This is a genomic window from Pseudomonas sp. S30, from assembly GCF_016518545.1.
In the GTDB taxonomy this organism is placed as follows: Bacteria; Pseudomonadota; Gammaproteobacteria; order Pseudomonadales; family Pseudomonadaceae; genus Aquipseudomonas.
Map to the genome: position 1 here is coordinate 213,506 of NZ_JACVTO010000008.1, position 19,492 is coordinate 232,997.

The following is a 19,492-nucleotide window of genomic DNA, read 5'->3' on the forward strand; positions in this document are numbered from 1 at the left end:
TTTTCTATCTGTGAGTGAATAATCTTGTAATTCCTATAACAAAACCGTTTCAGTGGAGCACTGGTGCCTTTGTGCCACAGGCTTCGCCCGAACTGCCAGAGGTAATGCCATGACCCTTCGCATCGCGATCAACGGATTCGGCCGCATCGGACGCAACGTCCTGCGCGCACTCTATACCCAAGGCTACCGCCAGGACCTGCAGGTCGTCGCCATCAACGACCTGGGCGACAGCAGGATGAACGCTCACCTGCTCAAGTACGACAGCGTCCACGGCACCTTCGACGCCACCGTGGAGGCCGACCATGAAAGCCTCACGGTCAACGGCGACCGCATCGCCGTCAGCGCCATCCGCAATCCGGCCGAGCTGCCCTGGAAAGCCGAGGCCATCGATGTGGTGTTCGAGTGCACCGGCCTGTTCACCGAGCGCGAGAAGGCTGCCGCCCACCTGAGCGCAGGCGCCGGCAAGGTGATCATCTCGGCTCCGGCCAAAGGGGTCGACGCCACCGTGGTGTATGGCGTCAACCATGACGTGCTGCGCGCCTCGCATCGGATCATCTCCAACGCCTCGTGCACCACCAACTGCCTGGCACCGGTGGCGCAGGTGCTGCAGCGCGAGTTCGGCATCGAGCAGGGGCTGATGACCACCATCCATGCCTACACCAACGATCAGGTGCTGACCGACGTCTATCACAGCGATCCCTACCGGGCGCGCTCGGCCACCCAGTCGATGATCCCGACCAAGACCGGCGCAGCCGAGGCCGTGGGGCTGGTGCTGCCCGAGGTGGCCGGCAAGCTCACCGGCATGGCCGTACGCGTGCCGGTGATCAACGTGTCGCTGGTCGACCTCACCGTGCAGCTCGCCCGCGAGGTCAGCGCGGATGAAGTCAACGCGCTATTCCTGGAGGCCTCCCGCCACTCGCGGGTGCTGGGTTACAACGACCTGCCGCTGGTGTCCTGCGACTTCAACCACAACCCGCTGTCGTCGATCTTCGATGCCAACCACACCCGCGCCAACGGGCGCATGCTCAAGGTAATGGCCTGGTACGACAACGAGTGGGGCTTCTCCAACCGCATGCTGGACAACTGCCTGGCATTGTTCCGAGCCCAGTGAGGCTTGCGTAGCAGGCGCGGCGGCTGGGCAGCGGCGGGCGGCCGATGCCCCTGGCCGAACACGCGATGACATTTACTCACTTGACCTTCGTCACGAATGACAAGCATTATCATTCGCTCCCGTTCGGTCAGGTTTCCCCGTGAGTCAGTCCCGCTTCACCGCCGTGTTCCTCGCCCAGCGCCTCTCGCTGCTACGCACCCTGCAGCGCATGGTGGGTAATCCCAGCACGGCCGAAGACCTGCTGCAGGACACCTATCTGCGTGTCACCCGGGCCTTGCGCGAGCGTCCCGTCGAGCACCTGGAACCGTTCGTGTTCCAGACGGCGCGCAACCTGGCGCTGGACCATTTGCGTGCGCGCCGCGTGCAGTCGCGCATGCTCGTCGACGACGTGCCGGAGCCGGTACTGCACAGCATCGCCGCGCCACAGGTCAGCAGCGAAGACGCGGTGCATGCCCAGCAGCTGCTCGAACGCCTGGGGCAGAGCCTGGCCAGCCTCACCGCGCGCCAGCAGCGCATCTTCGTCCTCAGCCGCCTGCAGGGCGCCAGCTACCTGGAAATCGCCGATCAGTTGCAGGTGTCGGCCAGCACGGTGCAAAAGGAACTGAAACTGATCATGGCGATCTGTGTGGGGGTGGCCGAGCGCCTCGCGTGAGCGCTTGCCAGTCTTGCCCGCAGCGCCGATCATCTGCAACGAACTCCGTGCCAGGAACCGCCGTGACCGAACCTGCCCCTCGCCTCTCGCCCGCCGCGCCAGATGCCCGCGCCCGCGCCCTGGACGAAGCGCAGGACTGGCTGATCCGCCTGCAGGCGCCCAGCGACCAGGACACCCAAGCCTTCCAAGCGTGGCTGGAGGCCGACGAGCACAACGCCCAGGCCTACGTGGACGCCGAGGCGCTGTGGAATGGCGCGGCCCTGCATCGGCTCGCTGGCGATGTGCAGCGGCAACGCCGACGCTCGCTGTCCGGCCGCCTGCGCACCTATCGCAAGCCCTTGGCCGCTGCCGCCGTGCTGGTGGTGGGCCTGTTGAGCTTCGGCAACCTGCCGACGCGCCTGCAGGCCGATCATCTCACCCAGGTCGGCGAACGCCAGCGCCTGCAACTGGGCGATGGCGCCAAGGTGCTGCTCAACACCGACACCGCGTTCTCCAGCCAGCGTCGCGAAGGCCAGGAGGTCGCGCGCCTGCTCCAGGGCGAGGCCTATTTCGAGGTGCCCGGTGGCGACCAGGCTCCCTTGGAAGTCCAGGCCGGCCCGCTGCGCGCCCAGGCCCACGACACCCACTTCGCCGTGCGCTACCTCGATGGCCTGGCGCGGGTCCGGGTGCAGCGCGGGGACGTCGATCTGCTGGCCGCCAGCGACCAGCGAGTGCGACTGCGTGCCGGCGACAGCATCGATGTCGGTCCGGCAGGCTTCAGCGAGCGTCAGCGCATCGACCCGAACAAGGAACTGGCCTGGGTGGAGGGTCGGCTGGTGTTCGAGAACTGCCCGTTGAGCCAGGTGCTGGACGAACTGCGACGCTACTACCCCGGCTGGATCATCAACCGCAATGCACGCCTGGAGCAGGTCGCGGTGACTGGCAACTATCGCCTGGACCAGCCGCTGGAAACCCTCAGGGCGCTGGCGCACATCACCTCGGCCGAGCTGCACGAGTACCCCCGGCTGGTGATCCTCAACTGACCCCAGGCGCTCACCGCTACCGGCCAGAGCTAGCAAAAGTTTTTTTACGCGATCTCGACGCGAACCCGTCTCGTTATAGCCAATGCAACTGATTCTTGTTCCAAGAAGCAAGAACAGCACCCATTCATGACGGTTCGCGCGACAGGGAGCGCTTTCGATGTCCTCAGGTCCTTCCCCCGTTCACTTCAGTTCTCGACGCCGGGGACCGCTGTCCCTGCTGACCCTGGCGCTGCTCGCCAGCGGTATCGACTGCCTGCCGGCGCTGGCCGTCGAGCCCACCCAGGCCAGCAGCCCGCGCGGCGGCGATTACCACTTCGCCATCGACCAGCAGCCGCTGGTTTCGGCCATCAACGCCTTCAGCCAGGTCACTGGCTGGCAGGTCGGTTTTTCCGCCGAGCTGGCTCGAGACGTCGCCTCGCCAGGCGTGCAGGGGACGCTGCCGGCGCAGGCCGCACTGCGCCGCCTGCTCGAAGGCACGGGCCTGCAATTGCGCCTGGTCGGCGAAAACAACGTGGTGCTGGAGCGCCAGCGCAGCGGCAACGTGATCGCCCTGCAGCAGGTCACCGTCAGCGCCACACGCAGCGCCCAGGACGTCAGCCAGGTGCCGAGCAGCGTCAGCGTGCAGGGCCGCGAACAGCTGGACCGCAACAACGTCAACGACATCAAGCAACTGGTGCGCTACGAGCCCGGTGTGTCGGTCGGCGGCGCCGGCCAGCGCAGCGGCCTGACCGGCTACAACATCCGCGGCATCGACGGCGAGCGCATCCTCACCCAGGTCGATGGCGTGTCGATCCCCGACAGCTTCTTCTATGGGCCGTACGCCCAGACCCAGCGCAACTACGTCGACCCGGAAATCGTCAAGCGCGTCGAGATCCTGCGCGGTCCGGCGTCGGTGCTGTACGGCAGCAACGCCATTGGCGGCGCGGTGAGCTACTACACCCTCGACGCCGACGACATCATCAAGCCCGGCCAGGATCTCGGCGCGCGCCTGAAGACCGGCTACAGCTCGGCGGACGAGAGCTGGCTCACCTCCGCCACCCTCGCCGGCCGCCAGGGCGAGTTCGACGCCCTGCTGCACCTGAGCCAGCGCAACGGCCACGAGACCGAGTCCTACGCCAGCCACGGCGGTACCGGCCTGGGCCGTACCGCCGCCAACCCGCAGGACGTGCGCACCACCAACGTGCTGGCCAAGCTGGGCTGGAACTACGCCGACGACGCGCGCCTGGGTCTGACCTACGAGCGCTACAAGGACGACCGCGACCAGAACATCCTCAGCGCCGTCGGCGGGCCGTTCATCCCCGGGTTCGGCGCCATGAACAGCTACCGAATGCGCCAGGGCAACGACACCGTGACCCGTGAGCGGGTCGGCATCAACCATGAATTCGGCCTGGACAGCCTGTTCGCCGACCACGCCAAGTGGAGCCTGAACTACCAGATCGCCAAGACCGACCAGCGTACCGACGAGCTCTATTTCGCCTCCGGTCGCCAGGTGGCGCGCGACCGCCAGACCACCTACAAGGACCGCCAGTGGGTGTTCGACGGCCAGTTGGACAAAGCCTTCAGCCTGGGTGACACCGAGCACTTGCTGACCTACGGCGCCACGTTCAAGCACGAAAAGGTCACCGGCTCGCGCAGCGGCAGCGGCCGTTGCCTGAACGTGGGCGGTACCTGCCGCGCCATCGGCCAGGTCAGCGTCAACGACAGCCAGGTGCGGGTCAGCGATTTCCCGGACCCGACCGTCGACACCTACAGCCTGTTCGCCCAGGACGAAATCCGCTGGAACGACTGGACCTTCCTGCCTGGCGCACGCTACGACTACACCCGCCTGTCACCGAAGATGACCGACGAGTTCCTGCGTGGCATCCAGGGCAGTGGCGCAGCACCCTCCGACATCGACGACTCGGACAAGCGCTGGCACCGCGTCTCGCCCAAGTTCGGCATCACCTACGCCTTCGATGACCACTACACCTGGTACGGCCAGTACGCCGAGGGCTTCCGCACGCCGACCGCCAAGTCCATGTACGGGCGCTTCGACAACCCTACCCTCGGCTACCGGGTCGAGCCCAACCCGGACCTGGAGCCGGAGAAGAGCAAGAGCTACGAGACCGGCCTGCGCGGCAACTTCGAGTCTGGCCACTTCGACGTCGCGGTGTTCTACAACAAGTACCGCGACTTCATCAACGAAGACGCCGTGCAGTCGGCCAACCTGGAGTCGACCTTCCAGGCCAACAACATCCGCCACGCGACCATCAAGGGCGCCGAGCTCAAGGGCCGCCTGAACCTCGACGCGCTCGGCGCCACGCCAGGGCTCTATACCCAGGGCTCGCTGGCCTACGCCCATGGCCGCAACGACGACAACGGCCAGCCGCTGAACAGCGTCAACCCGCTCACCGCCGTGCTGGGCCTGGGTTACGAACAGGCGCGCTATGGCGGTCTGCTGAGCTGGACATTGGTCAAGCGCAAGACCCGGGTCGACGACAGCACCTTCTTCGCCCCGGATGGCGCCAGCGCGCAGTTCCGCACCCCCGGCTACGGCGTGCTCGACCTGACCGGCTTCTACAAGGTCAGCGACGACGTGACGGTCAACGCCGGCCTCTACAACCTCACCGACAAGAAGTACTGGCAGTGGGACGACGTGCGCGGCTACGACGGCTTGGGCGAAGCCGCGGTGACCCAGCCGGCCAACCTCGATCGCCTGACCCAGCCAGGGCGCAACTTCGCCATCAACGTAGTGTGGGACATCTGATCCAGCCTACCGCTCCTCCGGGAGCGGCGGCTCACCCGCGATGGGCTGCTCGGCAGCCGATCGTGGGTGAGGTTTTTTTACTGACGCGCGTCTTCTGCTTCGTCTTGTCTAGACCGCCCCACTTCCCAAGGATGCCCCCATGAGCCAAGCCCCCACCGAGCGCCCCGCCCTGCGCTCGCAGCGCCTCAACCACGTCACCCATGCACCCCACACTGACCTCGATGCGCTGGTCAAATCCCACGCACCGTTCGACAGCCGCGACAGCTTCGCCCGCTTCGTCGTCGCCCAGTACCTGTTCCAGTCCGAACTCCAGGCGCTGTACACCGACCCAGCGCTGATCTCGATCTTCCCGGATCTGGCCTCACGCTGCCGTGCCACCCAGGCCGGGCTGGACCTGGCCGACCTGGACACCGCGCTGCCCGCGCCGGTAGCCGGTGCCTTGAGCGCGCCGACCCTGGGCCAGGCGCTGGGCTGGATCTTCGTCTCCGAAGGCTCCAAACTGGGCGCTGCGTTTCTGATAAAGCGTGCCCAGGCCTTGGGTCTGTCCGAAACCTTCGGCGCCCGCCATCTCGGCGAGCCGGCTGGCGGGCGTGCCGAAGGCTGGAAACAGTTCACACGGACCCTCGACGCGCTGCAGTTGTCCGAAGAACAGGACGCCGCCGCCGAGCGCGGAGCCGTAGCGGCCTTCGAGCGCTTCACCGAGCTGCTCAGGCATGCCTACGCCACCGACGCCGCGCTGGCCTGAAACGCCTTGGCCGGCCACCCTCCCGGTGGCCGGATCGCCCTGCAGTGAGACCATGACGACTCGACTCGCACGCTCCCGATTGTCCCGCTTGCTGTATGCGTTGCTGGCTTACGTCAGCCTCGGCATCGGCCTGGTGGCCATCGTCGTCCCTGGCCTGCCCACCACCGAATTCATCCTGCTCGCCGCCTGGGCCGCGACGCGCAGCTCGCCGCGGCTGTCCGCCTGGCTGGAACACCATCGCCTGTTCGGGCCGATCCTGTGGAACTGGCGCAATGGCAAGGTCATCCAGCGTCGCGCCAAGGTCAGCGCCACCCTGAGCATGCTGCTGTGCGCCAGTTTGATGCTGATGGTGCTCGAACATCGCTGGCCGGTATTCCTGGCCATCGCCGGCATGACCCTGGGCAACCTGTGGATCTGGTCGCGTCCCGAGCGGCCTACCGCGCCGTTTCCCGCCCAACTGCATCGCTGAACGTTGCATCCACGCTGCGGATGTACTGCAATGGTCTCCAGCAAGGAGGATCCTGCATGTACCCGATGCTCGACACCATCGCCCAAGAACTGGACCTGGACATCGACGCCTTGCGCCTGCAAGGCGTCGGTGCCCTGCCCTCCACCTTCGCCGTCACCGACCTGGCAGCGGCCAGCCTGGCGGCGGCCGGCCTGACCCTGGCCCGCCTGGTGCAACAGCAGACCGACCACTGTCCGCTGGTCAGCGTCGACCGGCGCCTGGCCTCGTTGTGGTTCGCCACCAGCCTGCGCCCCCAAGGTTGGCGAACGCCGCCGCTGTGGGATGCCATCGCCGGCGACTATCCCACGCGCGATGGCTGGATTCGGCTGCACACCAATGCCGCCCACCACCGCCGGGCGGCGCTCGACGTCCTGGGTACGCCCGCCGAGCGCACGGCAGTCGCCGCGCAGGTGGCGCGCTGGGACGCCGAAGCGCTGGAGAGTGCGGTGGTGCAGGCCGGTGGCTGCGCCGCGAAAATGCGCAGTTGGGCGCAGTGGTGTGCCCATCCGCAAGGCTGCGCGGTCAATCAGGAACCGCTGGTGATTCGCCAGACGTTCGCCGCAGGCTCGCCACGGGTGTGGAGCGGCAGCGAGGCCAGGCCGCTGGCGGGCGTCAAGGTGCTCGACCTGACCCGCATCATCGCCGGTCCCACTGCCAGCCGCCTGCTCGCCGGATTCGGCGCCCAGGTGCTGCGCATCGACCCACCTGGCTGGGAGGAACCCTCGCTGGTGGCGGAGGTGACGCTGGGCAAGCGCTGCGCCCGGCTGGACCTGCATGCACCGGCGGACCGCGAGGTCTTCGCGCGCTTGCTTGGCGAAGCCGACGTACTTCTGCACGGCTACCGTGCCGACGCCCTGGAAGACCTGGGCTTCGGCGCGCAGTACCGGCGCCAGATCAACCCCGGGCTGGTCGATGTCAGCCTCAATGCCTATGGCTGTAGCGGCCCCTGGCAGATGCGTCGCGGCTTCGACAGCCTGGTGCAGATGAGCACCGGCATCGCTCGCGAAGGCATGCGCTGGCAGCAAAGCGAGCAGCCCGTGCCACTGCCGGTGCAAGCGCTGGACCATGCGACCGGCTATCTGATGGCCGCCGAGGCGATTCGCGGCCTGGAGCAGCGCATGGGTCATGGGAGCGGCTACCGTGCCCGCCTGTCGCTGGCGCGCACGGCCCGCTTGCTGGTCGAGCACGGCACCGTGGTCGATGACCTGCCGCTGGAGGAGGAAACCGCCGAGGACCTGTCACTTGCACTGGAACAGACACCCTGGGGCCCGGCAAAGCGCCTCAAAGGTCCGCTGCGGGTCGGCCAGGCGTCTCTGGCGTGGGACATCGCAGCCAACGCGCTGGGGTCGTGCGCACCGCACTGGTGACCAGGTGCCGATTTTCACGCGTTGGTGATCATTTCCCCAGGGCCCACACACAGCTGTGAAACCCGACCCGTCCAACGGCACCTGAAAAGAGGCAGCTCCTTGATCTGTGCCGGGGGTGCCAGCATTCCCACGCGATATGATGACTATGGGCGGCTCAAGGGCGTCGAAGCGTGATGGACGAGGACCTGTGCTCTGCGCTTCTGGCCGAGCAGTTGCAGGCCGATCCGCTGATCATCGCCACCGACGTAGAGGCCGCCCATTTCGATTTCGACCAGCCGACCGCCCAGGCTCAGCCGGACGTACTGCAAACGCTGGATATCTCGGCCGGCGCCATAGGGCCCGAAGATCCAGGCCGCCTGCGACTTCCCCCGACGCACCGGCAAGGTCGCAGTGATCAGCTCGCCGGAAGACATCGAGAACATCGTCAACGGCACCGCCGGTAGGCGCGCCTCGACCGGGCACGCCATGATCGGCTACCGTTGACAGCCATTGGCCGGTGCGTGCCACCGGCCATTTTCGAACTCGCGGAGGACCGCCCCATGGCCCAGTTCCATCCTGGTCGCGTGCACATCGAGCGCACCGCGCTCAACCGCAACGACCACAGCTACGACCTTGCCATCGAGTACGAGGCAATCCAGGACCCCAAGGAAGGGCGCGGCATCCAGTTCCACATGCATGGCAGCATCGAAGACCAGCCGGTCGACGAGCGCTTTTTCCTGGCCAAGGACCAGGTCCTGCCGAGCTTTCTCATGCAACTCACGCGCAGGGCCCAGGCCTACCTGGCAGCCCCCAAGAAGTTCGAGAGCCTGGCGTCGCCGCATCGGCTGTACGACCACATGTTCGAGGACATTCGCCAGACCCTCGACGTGAAATCCGGCGATCCGATCAAGCCCGAACACCTGCAGTGAGCGCCTGAAGGGCGCCTGGGCGCTGGCGGATCACCGGCGCTGGGCCACTGCCAGTGGGCGCGTCGTCGATCGCAAGGCATACTGCCTGCTTTCGTCCCAGGATCGCCCGCCCCATGCGCATCCACGTCAGCTTCATCGACCGCGTCGGCATCACCCAGGAAGTCCTGGCTCTGCTCGGTGCCCGTCACCTCAACCTCGATGCCGTGGAGATGGTGCCGCCGAACGTCTATATCGATGCCCCCACCCTCAGCCCGAGCGTGCTGGAGGAACTGCACGACGCCTTGTTCGAGATCCAGGGCGTGCAATCGGTGGAGGTGGTCGACATCCTGCCGGGTCAGCGTCGCCACCTGCAGCTCGATGCGCTGCTGGCGGCCATGAGCGATCCGGTGCTGGCAGTGGACAGCGCCGGCAAGGTACTGCTGGCCAATCCGGCACTGATCGCCCTGTGTGGGCGCGAGTCGGCTGGCCGCTCGGTGGACGAGCTGTTCGGCGACCCGAACCTGCTCCAGACCCTGCGCGACAACCACTTTCACCTGCCCATGCGCGAGATGCAGCTCAATGGCCAGAGCCTGTTGCTCGATGCCACGCCGATCACCCAGGCCGGCGCGCTGCTCACCCTGTATCCGCCCAATCGCATGGGCGAACGCCTGTCGGCCCTGCGTCACGACCACGCTACAGGTTTCGAGTCGCTGCTGGGCGACTCGCCGGCCATCGCCACCCTGAAGGCCCGCGGCCTGCGTGTCGCCACCCTGGATGCCCCACTGCTGGTGCACGGCGAGACCGGCACCGGAAAGGAACTGGTGGCTCGCGCCTGCCATGCCTTGAGCAGTCGCCAGGCCGCGCCGTTCCTGGCCCTCAACTGCGCCGCGCTGCCCGAGAGCCTGGCCGAGAGCGAGCTGTTCGGCTATGCCCCCGGTGCCTTTACCGGCGCCCAGCGCGGTGGCAAGCCCGGGCTCATGGAGCTGGCCAACAATGGCACGGTGTTCCTCGACGAAATCGGCGAGATGTCGCCTTACCTGCAAGCCAAGTTGCTGCGTTTTCTCAGCGACGGCAGTTTCCGCCGGGTGGGCGGCGACCGCGAGGTCAAGGTCGATGTGCGCATCATCAGCGCCACCCACCGCGACCTCGAGCGCATGGTCGGCGAAGGCAGTTTCCGCGAGGACCTGTTCTACCGCCTCAATGTGCTCAACCTGCAAGTCCCGCCCTTGCGCCAGCGCGGCCAGGACATCCTCATGCTTGCCCATTACTTCATGCAACAGGCCTGCACCCAGATCCAGCGCCCACCCTGCCGCCTGGCGCCGGCCACGCACCCGGCGCTGCTGGCCAACCCCTGGCCGGGCAACGTGCGCCAGTTGCAGAACGTGATCTTTCGCGCCGCTGCCATCTGCGACGGCAGCGTCGTGGACATCGGCGACCTGGACATCGCCGGCACCTCGGTGGCACGTGGCCAGGATGGCGAGGTGACCAGCCTGGAACAGGCTGTCGGCGACTTCGAGCGTGAGTTGTTGCAGCGGCTGTATGCGACTTACCCCTCTACGCGTCAGTTGGCGGGAAGGCTGCAGACCTCACATACCGCGATTGCCCAGCGACTGCGCAAGTATGGTATTCCAGGAAAAACCTGAGCCTCGCATGTTGAGAATCACTGAACAACCGCACATGTAAACCAGTGCCGTTAATCTCGATCAATCGGATGCCCTCGATACCGGGGCTCTGGGGCTCCGTACAATACGTGTGGACACCGATCTCTGTCGGAGCTGGCTTGCATGCTCCAACGGGTTCAGCGTAAACCCCGTGCTGCAGCGCTTTCATACATAGCTCAGAGAGCAATGCAATGAGGGGTTATTTTTTAGCGGGCGGAGCCGAAACCGATATGGCACGATGTCCACTTTTGGACTCTCGACTCTGACCGGGGTGAATCAAGGTATCAATCGCAGTGCAGAAACTCCATAGATGAAATCCAGAAGACCAGTTTTCATGATCGAAGCAGCCTCACTGCACAGTGTGACACTACTTCGATATTACCGAGCGTTAATAAGTAAATATCATTCAGCCTTAAAGCCAGGAAGTCCTTGCTCGACCCGCCATCGTTTGATTACTTCTACGACTTCTTCGGGACCGTCTTTCAATCCATTTCTGGTTGGATGAAAAATAACACTGGAGCCAAGGGGATGTTCAGCCAACCTTTCAAACTCCAAAATAGCTTGAGTGTGAGCACGCTCATTGGGAAAGACCTCGGGGTCAGCATGATAGATAGCATTTACGAGCTCATAGAACTCGGCTTCTGTAAAATCAGAAATCGTTTTCATAGTCTTCATCACCTGTGAGCCTCAATGTGAAATTTTGGCGACAAGATTATCATGTTACTCACGTCATAGACATCACCACCATCAGCAATTCTTACTTTGTGGTGAATTTCATATTTAATCCTTCCACCTACCCTCTCACCAGGCAGCGCGAGCGGCGCCAACCCTCTACGCATCATGTGGAGGTCAGCACGATCGAACTGTACAGAAAGTTCTTGAGTATCGGCAACCCACATCCAGAAGCTACTGCGAAACGCTCCAAAACTACTGAATTTCTGGCCTCGCATTTTTCCGGCGATCTGCTCAGGAATATTGCTTCCCTGTCTATTGTTCTCAATCAAGAGAGCACCTGCCATGTCTTCGCCCATCCCAACAACAACACCCGGCATGTGTCGCCGGCTTCTGAACATCAGATAAAGCGGTGGCAACCCTGAGTCAGAGGGGAAGATGACAACGTAGTCATCGAACCCGGTGTCTTCAAGTTCTGGAAATGAGTCCAATCGTCCCTGTAACGGCTCAAGGGCAGGCCCCACATAGAATGTTGCTGGCAGTGGTATGGCCGGAGAGGTTGTCGAATTGCTCTCTGGGGTAGTGGCGGGCGTCCAAACTAGAGTTCTAGAGGGCGTATCCTCGGTCGTAATGCTATAATTACCGGTCTCGGTGTCCAAGGTTGCCGCCAGCACTCGGACAGCAGAAGTGTGAGCCTTGCCTTCGGTCCCGGCGACGACCACGGCGTCTCGGTCGGCCCCCTCGCTCTGGCTCGCCATCCTCACCGGCAAGTCCAATGCTCCGCGGGCCAGGGCGGCTGCCTGGGCCTCACTGCCGACATCTACACCGAGATCGGCCAACGAAGTGCTGAGTAGGTAGTTCCCCGAAAGCTCCCCATTACCCAACTCAGACGGATACAGCAGCGCCGCAATCCCGACGCCGAGAGGTCCTGCCAGCCCTGCGGCTCGGGCATTCTTCAACTCAGCGATAGCATCGGCGATCACTTGAGTTGATATGATGTCTGAAAAGACTTGCCCGGCAGCACTTAAAGCTGCAGCAAAGCGAAGGGAAACTCCAGCCGAAAAATCAAGGTTGTATGTGTTGGCTGCTCGGACGGCCGACAACTCCTGCGCCTTCTGCGCTTCAGCCTCAGCTATCGCTCTTTCTTGCTCCTTTGCCTGGGCCTCAACTTCCTGCCGCGCCTTGGCTCGAGCTTCTTCCTCTGCGTTGAGTTGCTAGAGCGCTGCGTGAAGGGCCTGTTGTAGCTCGGCGATTTGCGCTTTAAGCATCTGTATTTCAGCTTCTCGCAACTTTACGGTGTAGGCGGCGCGATAAGCAGTATTTAGAGCCTCCTGAACGTTCGAAACCTTTATACGGCCAGTTGCAATGTTTTGGAACGTAGCACCGGCGTAATAGTCGGCATTTTTGTCAAAAGGCGACGAACCATAGTAACTATTCGCTATCTCATGCTGCTGGCCCACATCAACCATTTTGCGCTCGATCAAGACCGACCGGGCCGCTATGTCTGCCTGGAGGCTTTCAATGTAGGAAGGTTGATGATTTCCTAACTCATTACGCACCGCAATAACTTGCTGCTCGACCATAGCTGTCATTGCAGACATGTTGGCCTGATAAAATCCCCTCGCTGCATCATCGGCTATTTTCATAGCCCCCGCAGCAGCGACCTTGAACCCGTCCAGGGTAGGACCCACATGATTGGCAACGTTCCCCCCAGGGGGGGAGTGTCCGGTACGATGGGGTTGTGCTCCGACATAGATGGGGGGGCAATGTAACTTGTCTTTTCTTCCGAGCCATGGACTTCTCCTTGAGAACGTATCTTCTTAACACGTACACTCTTCAGAACGGCGACCACCCCTATATTTGTCAGGAATAAGCGAATAGAAATATGGATTCACCCTATATCCTTTCTTCTTAAAAATAGGCTCACGCCAGTATCGTGCCGTAGCCGGATTTCTAGATCTTCGTATTCTGGAAAAAAAGAAGCGCAATGGACGTCAGCCACTTCCTACGATGAATAAGCAACCACTAACGACCTCTATCTAACTATTAAACAACGAGCTTGAACATCTGGTAACATTTCATCGTGATGGGTACTTTCGTCCAAGTACAAGCAGCATGAAGTAATACCGAAAAGCAGTGAATCGTATTGAAATCAGTACACTGTATTGATTTCAATACATTCTCACTCAGACATCCAAGATCAAGGAACTGAGGGGCCGGCAACTCAGGATTGAGTGCAAGTCGTAACGATTTCATTCCAAGCAGCTACAAACCAATTACTAGAACCCACTAGATTACTGATTTATATGTATTTTTACTGATGGCCTATCATTTGCATGGAAAATCCCATCTCAAGAGCGCGAACCCACCGCGCCCATCCCTGCGTTACGAGGATTTCCCATGAGCGAGTTGCGTTTCACCGAAGATCACGAATGGCTGCGAGTCGAAGCCGACGGCAGCGTCACCGTAGGCATCACCGCCTACGCCCAGAATGCCCTGGGGGATGTGGTCTACGTGCAACTGCCAGACCTGCAACATTACGAAAAAGGCGACGAAGCCTCCACGGTGGAGTCGGTCAAGGCGGCCAGTGGCGTCTACATGCCGCTGTCCGGCGAGGTAGTGGCCGTCAACCCTTCGCTGAATGACAACCCCGAGCGCGTCAACGAAGATCCCCAGGGCGAAGGCTGGTTCTTCCGTTTCATCCCCGAGCACCGCGACCAGGTCGCCGGTCTGCTTGATCAGGAAGCCTACGACCGCCTGTTGCAAGCCAACGCCAACGCCTGAGGAGCTGGACATGACCACACACTTGGGCACCGCCAACGAATTCATCGCCCGCCACATCGGCCCACGCAGCGCCGACGAGCAGGCCATGCTGCAGACCCTCGGCTTCGACTCGCTCGAGGCCATGACCGCCGCGGTCATCCCCGAGCGCATCAAAGGCACCAGCGTCCTCGGCCAGGCCGAGGGCAAGAGTGAGGCCGATGCGCTGGCCGAGCTTAAGGCCATCGCGGGCAGGAACCAGCTGTTCAAGAGCTTCATCGGTCAGGGTTACTACAACACCCACACGCCGGCGCCCATTCTGCGCAACCTGCTGGAAAACCCGGCGTGGTACACCGCCTACACGCCCTACCAGCCGGAGATCTCCCAGGGTCGCCTGGAGGCGCTGCTGAATTTCCAGACCCTGATCAGCGACCTGACCGCCCTGCCGATCGCCAACGCCTCGTTGCTCGACGAAGCGACCGCCGCGGCCGAGGCCATGACCTTCTGCAAGCGCCTGTCGAAGAACAAGGCCAGCCAGCGATTCTTCGCCTCGGTACATTGTCATCCGCAGACCCTGGACGTACTGCGTACCCGCGCCGAACCCCTGGGAATCGACGTGGTGGTGGGCGATGAGTTCGCCCTCAATGACACCGCCAGCTTCTTCGGCGCGTTGTTGCAGTATCCCGCGAGCAGCGGCGCACTGTTCGACTACCGCGAAGTGGTCGATGGCTTCCACCACAGCGGTGCACTGGTCGCCGTCGCAGCCGACCTGCTGGCCCTGACCCTGCTCACCCCACCGGGCGAGTTCGGTGCCGACGTCGCCATCGGCAGCGCCCAACGCTTCGGTGTGCCACTGGGGTTCGGCGGCCCGCACGCCGCCTACTTCGCCACCCGCGACGCCTTCAAGCGCGACATGCCCGGTCGCCTGGTGGGCGTGTCGATCGACCGCTTCGGCCAGAGCGCCCTGCGCCTGGCCATGCAGACCCGCGAGCAGCACATTCGCCGTGAGAAGGCCACGAGCAACATCTGCACGGCTCAGGTGCTGCTGGCCAACATCGCCAGCATGTACGCCGTCTACCACGGTCCGGCCGGCCTGAAACGCATCGCCGAGCGTACCCACGCGCTCACCGCCATCCTGGCGGCAGGCCTGGAAAGCCTGGGCGTGGAGATCCTCGATGCCAGCGGCTTCGATACCCTGACCCTGGCGACCGGCGCTGCCACCGCGGCCTTGCACGAGAACGCCAGGGCCCAGCGCTTCAACCTGCGCCAGGTCGATGCCACGCACGTGGGTGTGTCGCTGGACGAAACCAGCACCCAGGCGGATGTCCAGGCGCTGTGGGCGCTGTTCGCCGAAGGCCGTCCGCTGCCGGACTTCAACGCGCTCGTCGCACGCCAGGCTTCGCGTATCCCGCAGGCCTTGCGCCGGCGCTCGGCTTATCTCGAGCATCCGGTGTTCAACCGCTACCACAGCGAAACCGAATTGATGCGCTACCTGCGTCGCCTTGCCGACAAGGATCTGGCGCTCGACCGCAGCATGATTCCGCTGGGCTCGTGCACCATGAAGCTCAACGCCGCCAGCGAGATGACTCCCGTCACCTGGGCCGAGTTCGGCAACCTGCACCCCTTCGCCCCTGCGAGCCAGAGCCAGGGCTACCAGCAACTGACCGAAGAGCTGCAAGCCATGCTCTGCGCAGCCACCGGCTACGACGCCGTCTCGCTGCAACCCAATGCCGGCTCGCAAGGCGAATATGCCGGCCTGCTGGCGATCCGCGCCTACCACCGCAGCCGCGGCGAAAGCCATCGTGACATCTGCCTGATTCCGTCATCGGCCCACGGCACCAACCCGGCCACCGCACACATGGCTGGCATGCGCGTGGTGGTGACCGCCTGCGACGCCCGCGGCAACGTCGACCTCGACGACCTGCGCGCCAAGGCCACCGAGCACCGCGAGCGGCTGGCCGCGCTGATGATCACCTACCCGTCCACCCACGGCGTGTTCGAAGAAGCCATCGGCGACATCTGCGCGCTGATCCACGACCACGGCGGGCAGGTATACATCGACGGCGCCAACATGAACGCCATGGTCGGCCTCTGCGCGCCAGGCAAGTTCGGCGGCGACGTCTCGCACCTGAACCTGCACAAGACCTTCTGCATTCCCCATGGCGGCGGTGGCCCCGGCGTCGGCCCGATCGGCGTGAAGGCGCACCTTGCACCCTTCCTGCCCGGTCATGCCACCCTGGAGAACACCACCGGTGCGGTGTGCGCCGCACCGTTCGGCAGTGCCAGCATCCTGCCCATCACCTGGATGTACATCCGCATGATGGGTGGCCTCGGCCTCACGCGCGCCTCGCAGATGGCGATCCTCAATGCCAACTACATCGCCCGTCGACTGGAAGAGCACTATCCGGTGCTTTACAGCGGCAGCAACGGCCTGGTGGCCCACGAATGCATCCTCGATCTGCGGCCGCTCAAGGACAGCAGCGGCATCAGTGTGGACGACGTGGCCAAACGGCTGATCGACTTCGGCTTCCATGCCCCGACCATGTCCTTCCCGGTGGCCGGCACGCTGATGATCGAACCGACCGAGAGCGAGTCGCGCCAGGAGCTGGACCGCTTCTGCGCGGCGATGATCCAGATCCGCGACGAGATCCGCGCCGTGGAGAACGGCAGCCTGGACAAGCATGACAACCCCTTGAAGAACGCGCCGCACACCGCCGCGGAACTGGTCGGCGACTGGTCCCACAGCTACGGCCGCGAGCAAGCGGTGTATCCATTGGCCAGCCTGAAGGACAACAAGTACTGGCCACCTGTGGGACGTGTCGACAACGTGTACGGCGACCGCAACCTGGTCTGCGCATGCCCGTCGATGGAGAGCTACCAGGAGCTCTGAGCGCGCTCGAACGTCTACGCACTGCCAGCGACCGGCACCGGCCAACACCGGTGCCGGGCCGAACCTCTTCCCTAGGAGTCATCGATGTCCGCCATCCTGTCCAAGACCCCTCTGCACGCCCTTCACCTGGAACTGGGCGCGCGCATGGTGCCCTTCGCCGGTTACGACATGCCCGTGCAGTACCCGCTGGGCGTACTCAAGGAACACCTGCACACCCGCGCGCACGCCGGGCTGTTCGATGTATCGCACATGGGCCAGATCATGCTGCGCGGCCCCGACGCGGCACGCGCACTGGAAACCCTGATGCCGGTCGACGTGGTCGATCTGCCGGTCGGCACCCAGCGCTACGCCCTGTTCACCGACGAGCAAGGCGGCATTCTCGACGACCTGATGGTCGCCAACCTGGGTGACGACACCCTGTTCCTGGTGGTCAACGCCGCCTGCAAGACGCAGGATCTGGCGCATCTTCGCCAACACCTGGGCAACCGCTGCGAGGTGCAGTCCCTGTTCGAGGAACGTGCGCTGCTGGCGCTGCAGGGCCCCGCCGCCGCCACGGTGCTGCAACGCCTGACGCCGGACACCGCCGACATGACGTTCATGCAGGTGCGACGCGTGTCGCTGCTGGACACCGAGTGCCTCGTCAGCCGCTCCGGCTACACCGGCGAAGACGGTTATGAGATTTCGCTCCCGTCGGCGCACGCTCAAGCCCTGGCCCGGCGCCTGCTGGCCGAACCCGAAGTGCAGGCGATCGGTCTGGGGGCTCGCGACTCGCTGAGACTGGAAGCCGGGTTGTGCCTGTATGGCCATGACATGGATCGCCAGACCACCCCGGTCGAAGCCAGCCTGCTCTGGGCAATTTCCAGGGCGCGGCGAGCAGACGGCGCACGCCCGGGTGGATTCCCCGGCGCGCAGCGCATCACCGAGCAGCAATGCCAGGGGGCCACGCGCAAGCGTGTCGGGCTGCTGCCCCAGGAACGCACGCCGGTGCGCGAGGGCGCACCGATCGTCGACGCCGCGGGCAAACCGGTCGGAACAGTGTCCAGTGGTGGCTTCGGACCGACGTTGAATGCGCCAGTGGCGATGGGTTATGTCGATATCGAACATGCCGCACCCGAAACGCCCCTGTTCGCCATCGTGCGCGGCAAGCAAGTTGCCCTGAAGGTCAGCAAAATGCCTTTTGTCGCACAGCGTTACTACCGAGGTTGAACGCAGATTCTCCGGGCGACGCTTATTCGTTTACGAACCTGTCCTATAACTTGCGAACATGGCGCCAGCCCAGGCGCCATGCCGTTTGCGACCGTTTTGTCGGTAACCGGCAAAAGCCTGATCAGGAGCGGTTTCAGGGCTTGTTTTTTTCGCGAGAGTTGGCGTAGAGTCATCTCACTGTGTTTGCATGGGTCGCAATAGTTCGTGACCTGGGCCAGTAGCCGAATTTCGCTACAACCCGTCTGACGTCTCTTACTTTCCTGCAACCCAGCCCAGTAGTCTTTCGTCCTGTTGAAACGAAAGAAACTGAAATCACTATCCGAAGATTCATAGGAAGCAAGAAAATGGCTGAGCGTCAGAACGGTACCGTCAAGTGGTTCAATGACGAGAAAGGTTATGGCTTCATTACCCCAGAAAGCGGTGCGGACCTGTTCGTCCACTTCCGCGCCATCCAAGGCAATGGTTTCAAGAGCCTGAAAGAAGGCCAGAAGGTGACCTTCGAAGCCGTTCAGGGCCAGAAAGGCATGCAAGCTGACAACGTTCAGGTTGCTGACTGAGCCAGTCGGCTTCTAAAAAAGCCCCTGCCCAGTGCAGGGGCTTTTTTTTGTCCGTAGAATGCCCGCTTCGTTCATCGGAGCCACCGCGCATGTCCCAGCACACGCTACATCCCCAGGGTGAGTTTCCGCCTGCCGGTCTGGGCCGACGCCTGGCGGCGATGTTCTACGACCTTTTGCTGTGCATCGCCCTGCTCATCGTCACGGCGTTCGTCTACAAGCTGATCCAGATGTCGATCGTCGGTGAAGTGCGCCTGCGCGAACTCAGCGAAGCCGGCGCCCTGGACGGCGACCCGTTGCTGTCCACCGTGCTGCTGTTCGCACTGTTCGGTTTCTTCGCCAAGTTCTGGACCCATGGCGGCCAGACGCTGGGCATGCAGGTGTGGGGCGTGCGAGTACAGAACGCCGATGGCAGCGCCATCAGCCTGTGGCAGGCGTTGCTGCGCTTCGTGGTGGCCATCGCTTCGTGGTTGTGCCTGGGGTTGGGCTTCGTCTGGTCGCTGATCGACAAGCGAAAGCGCAGCTGGCATGACATCTACTCACAGACCCAGCTTGTGCGCATTCCCAAACCACGCAAATGAGCGCATCGCCCAGGCGGAGGGTTGCAGATGCACGCATCGGCCAGGCAAGGACCACAGTCCGGGTGTAGGGCAACGGCTGGCCCGGGCCAGCGCTGCCGGCCATCGCAGCTGAGCTGCCGTTCTATAGAGG

Annotated in this window: 18 protein-coding genes; 14 read left to right on the forward strand and 4 right to left on the reverse strand. The window is 63.4% G+C overall.

The window, feature by feature from the left end; genetic code table 11:
- The first annotated feature begins 109 nt into the window (after positions 1-109).
- The 7 genes from gap (at position 110) to IAE34_RS11815 (ending at position 8,151) form a co-directional block, all read left to right on the forward strand.
- Positions 110-1,111 (forward strand): type I glyceraldehyde-3-phosphate dehydrogenase, encoded by a 1,002-nt coding sequence (gap, locus tag IAE34_RS11785; protein WP_200139130.1) that lies wholly within the window; start codon positions 110-112, stop codon positions 1,109-1,111.
- 139 nt (positions 1,112-1,250) lie between these two features.
- Entirely contained in the window at positions 1,251-1,763 is a 513-nt protein-coding gene (locus tag IAE34_RS11790) for an RNA polymerase sigma factor (RefSeq protein WP_200139131.1), read from the forward strand.
- 62 nt (positions 1,764-1,825) lie between these two features.
- Positions 1,826-2,785: a FecR family protein gene (locus tag IAE34_RS11795; RefSeq protein ID WP_325100991.1), complete on the forward strand. Its 960-nt coding sequence runs from the start codon at positions 1,826-1,828 to the stop codon at positions 2,783-2,785.
- A 157-nt stretch (positions 2,786-2,942) separates the two neighbouring features.
- Positions 2,943-5,531 (forward strand): TonB-dependent receptor, encoded by a 2,589-nt coding sequence (locus IAE34_RS11800; RefSeq protein ID WP_200139132.1) that lies wholly within the window; start codon positions 2,943-2,945, stop codon positions 5,529-5,531.
- Between the two features lie 139 nt (positions 5,532-5,670).
- Positions 5,671-6,276 (forward strand): biliverdin-producing heme oxygenase, encoded by a 606-nt coding sequence (locus tag IAE34_RS11805; RefSeq protein WP_200139133.1) that lies wholly within the window; start codon positions 5,671-5,673, stop codon positions 6,274-6,276.
- Positions 6,277-6,328: 52 nt separating this feature from the next.
- On the forward strand, positions 6,329-6,745 hold the full coding sequence (locus IAE34_RS11810; protein ID WP_200139134.1) for a YbaN family protein: 417 nt from the start codon (positions 6,329-6,331) through the stop codon (positions 6,743-6,745).
- A gap of 56 nt (positions 6,746-6,801) precedes the next feature.
- Complete coding sequence (locus IAE34_RS11815) at positions 6,802-8,151, forward strand: CoA transferase (RefSeq protein WP_200139135.1); 1,350 nt, start codon at positions 6,802-6,804, stop codon at positions 8,149-8,151.
- 143 nt (positions 8,152-8,294) lie between these two features.
- On the opposite strand, the gene IAE34_RS24750 is transcribed toward IAE34_RS11815, so the two are convergent.
- On the reverse strand, positions 8,295-8,618 hold the full coding sequence (locus tag IAE34_RS24750) for a hypothetical protein (protein WP_200139136.1): 324 nt from the start codon (positions 8,616-8,618) through the stop codon (positions 8,295-8,297).
- A gap of 72 nt (positions 8,619-8,690) precedes the next feature.
- Between IAE34_RS24750 and IAE34_RS11825 the strand changes: the two genes are divergently transcribed.
- On the forward strand, positions 8,691-9,059 hold the full coding sequence (locus tag IAE34_RS11825; protein WP_200139137.1) for a DUF5064 family protein: 369 nt from the start codon (positions 8,691-8,693) through the stop codon (positions 9,057-9,059).
- 113 nt (positions 9,060-9,172) lie between these two features.
- On the forward strand, positions 9,173-10,681 hold the full coding sequence (locus IAE34_RS11830; RefSeq protein ID WP_200139138.1) for a sigma-54-dependent transcriptional regulator: 1,509 nt from the start codon (positions 9,173-9,175) through the stop codon (positions 10,679-10,681).
- Between the two features lie 420 nt (positions 10,682-11,101).
- Here IAE34_RS11830 and IAE34_RS11835 read toward each other — a convergent pair whose 3' ends face one another.
- The 3 genes from IAE34_RS11835 to IAE34_RS11845 all read right to left on the reverse strand — a co-directional run bounded on the left by IAE34_RS11835 (position 11,102) and on the right by IAE34_RS11845 (position 13,017).
- Positions 11,102-11,365: a bacteriocin immunity protein gene (locus IAE34_RS11835; protein ID WP_200139139.1), complete on the reverse strand. Its 264-nt coding sequence runs from the start codon at positions 11,363-11,365 to the stop codon at positions 11,102-11,104.
- A gap of 8 nt (positions 11,366-11,373) precedes the next feature.
- A complete protein-coding gene (locus IAE34_RS11840) occupies positions 11,374-12,474 on the reverse strand; it encodes an S-type pyocin domain-containing protein (RefSeq protein ID WP_200139140.1) in 1,101 nt (366 codons plus the stop codon).
- Between the two features lie 111 nt (positions 12,475-12,585).
- Positions 12,586-13,017, reverse strand: a complete 432-nt coding sequence (locus IAE34_RS11845; RefSeq protein ID WP_200139141.1) for a hypothetical protein — start codon at positions 13,015-13,017, stop codon at positions 12,586-12,588.
- 754 nt (positions 13,018-13,771) lie between these two features.
- Here IAE34_RS11845 and gcvH point away from each other — a divergent pair.
- The 5 genes from gcvH (at position 13,772) to IAE34_RS11870 (ending at position 19,362) form a co-directional block, all read left to right on the forward strand.
- Positions 13,772-14,155, forward strand: a complete 384-nt coding sequence (gcvH, locus tag IAE34_RS11850; RefSeq protein WP_200139142.1) for a glycine cleavage system protein GcvH — start codon at positions 13,772-13,774, stop codon at positions 14,153-14,155.
- Between the two features lie 10 nt (positions 14,156-14,165).
- Positions 14,166-17,021: an aminomethyl-transferring glycine dehydrogenase gene (gcvP, locus tag IAE34_RS11855; RefSeq protein ID WP_200139143.1), complete on the forward strand. Its 2,856-nt coding sequence runs from the start codon at positions 14,166-14,168 to the stop codon at positions 17,019-17,021.
- Between the two features lie 84 nt (positions 17,022-17,105).
- Positions 17,106-18,227 carry a glycine cleavage system aminomethyltransferase GcvT gene (gcvT, locus tag IAE34_RS11860; protein WP_200139144.1) on the forward strand — a complete coding sequence of 374 codons (1,122 nt, stop codon included), beginning with the start codon at positions 17,106-17,108 and terminating at the stop codon, positions 18,225-18,227.
- A 344-nt stretch (positions 18,228-18,571) separates the two neighbouring features.
- On the forward strand, positions 18,572-18,784 hold the full coding sequence (locus IAE34_RS11865; protein WP_200139145.1) for a cold-shock protein: 213 nt from the start codon (positions 18,572-18,574) through the stop codon (positions 18,782-18,784).
- Between the two features lie 89 nt (positions 18,785-18,873).
- Complete coding sequence (locus tag IAE34_RS11870) at positions 18,874-19,362, forward strand: RDD family protein (RefSeq protein ID WP_200139146.1); 489 nt, start codon at positions 18,874-18,876, stop codon at positions 19,360-19,362.
- The last annotated feature ends 130 nt before the right edge of the window (positions 19,363-19,492 follow it).

Excerpts from the sequence above, each read along its gene's own strand:
- IAE34_RS11815 (WP_200139135.1), top strand. The coding sequence starts at position 6,802 with ATGTACCCGATGCTCGACACCATCGCCCAAGAACTGGACCTGGACATC.
- IAE34_RS24750 (WP_200139136.1), bottom strand. The coding sequence starts at position 8,618 with ATGGCGTGCCCGGTCGAGGCGCGCCTACCGGCGGTGCCGTTGACGATG.
- IAE34_RS11810 (WP_200139134.1), top strand. The coding sequence starts at position 6,329 with ATGACGACTCGACTCGCACGCTCCCGATTGTCCCGCTTGCTGTATGCG.
- gcvP (WP_200139143.1), top strand. The coding sequence starts at position 14,166 with ATGACCACACACTTGGGCACCGCCAACGAATTCATCGCCCGCCACATC.
- IAE34_RS11870 (WP_200139146.1), top strand. The coding sequence starts at position 18,874 with ATGTCCCAGCACACGCTACATCCCCAGGGTGAGTTTCCGCCTGCCGGT.
- IAE34_RS11825 (WP_200139137.1), top strand. The coding sequence starts at position 8,691 with ATGGCCCAGTTCCATCCTGGTCGCGTGCACATCGAGCGCACCGCGCTC.
- gcvT (WP_200139144.1), top strand. The coding sequence starts at position 17,106 with ATGTCCGCCATCCTGTCCAAGACCCCTCTGCACGCCCTTCACCTGGAA.
- IAE34_RS11800 (WP_200139132.1), top strand. The coding sequence starts at position 2,943 with ATGTCCTCAGGTCCTTCCCCCGTTCACTTCAGTTCTCGACGCCGGGGA.
- gap (WP_200139130.1), top strand. The coding sequence starts at position 110 with ATGACCCTTCGCATCGCGATCAACGGATTCGGCCGCATCGGACGCAAC.
- IAE34_RS11845 (WP_200139141.1), bottom strand. The coding sequence starts at position 13,017 with ATGAAAATAGCCGATGATGCAGCGAGGGGATTTTATCAGGCCAACATG.
- IAE34_RS11805 (WP_200139133.1), top strand. The coding sequence starts at position 5,671 with ATGAGCCAAGCCCCCACCGAGCGCCCCGCCCTGCGCTCGCAGCGCCTC.
- IAE34_RS11830 (WP_200139138.1), top strand. The coding sequence starts at position 9,173 with ATGCGCATCCACGTCAGCTTCATCGACCGCGTCGGCATCACCCAGGAA.
- IAE34_RS11835 (WP_200139139.1), bottom strand. The coding sequence starts at position 11,365 with ATGAAAACGATTTCTGATTTTACAGAAGCCGAGTTCTATGAGCTCGTA.
- IAE34_RS11865 (WP_200139145.1), top strand. The coding sequence starts at position 18,572 with ATGGCTGAGCGTCAGAACGGTACCGTCAAGTGGTTCAATGACGAGAAA.
- gcvH (WP_200139142.1), top strand. The coding sequence starts at position 13,772 with ATGAGCGAGTTGCGTTTCACCGAAGATCACGAATGGCTGCGAGTCGAA.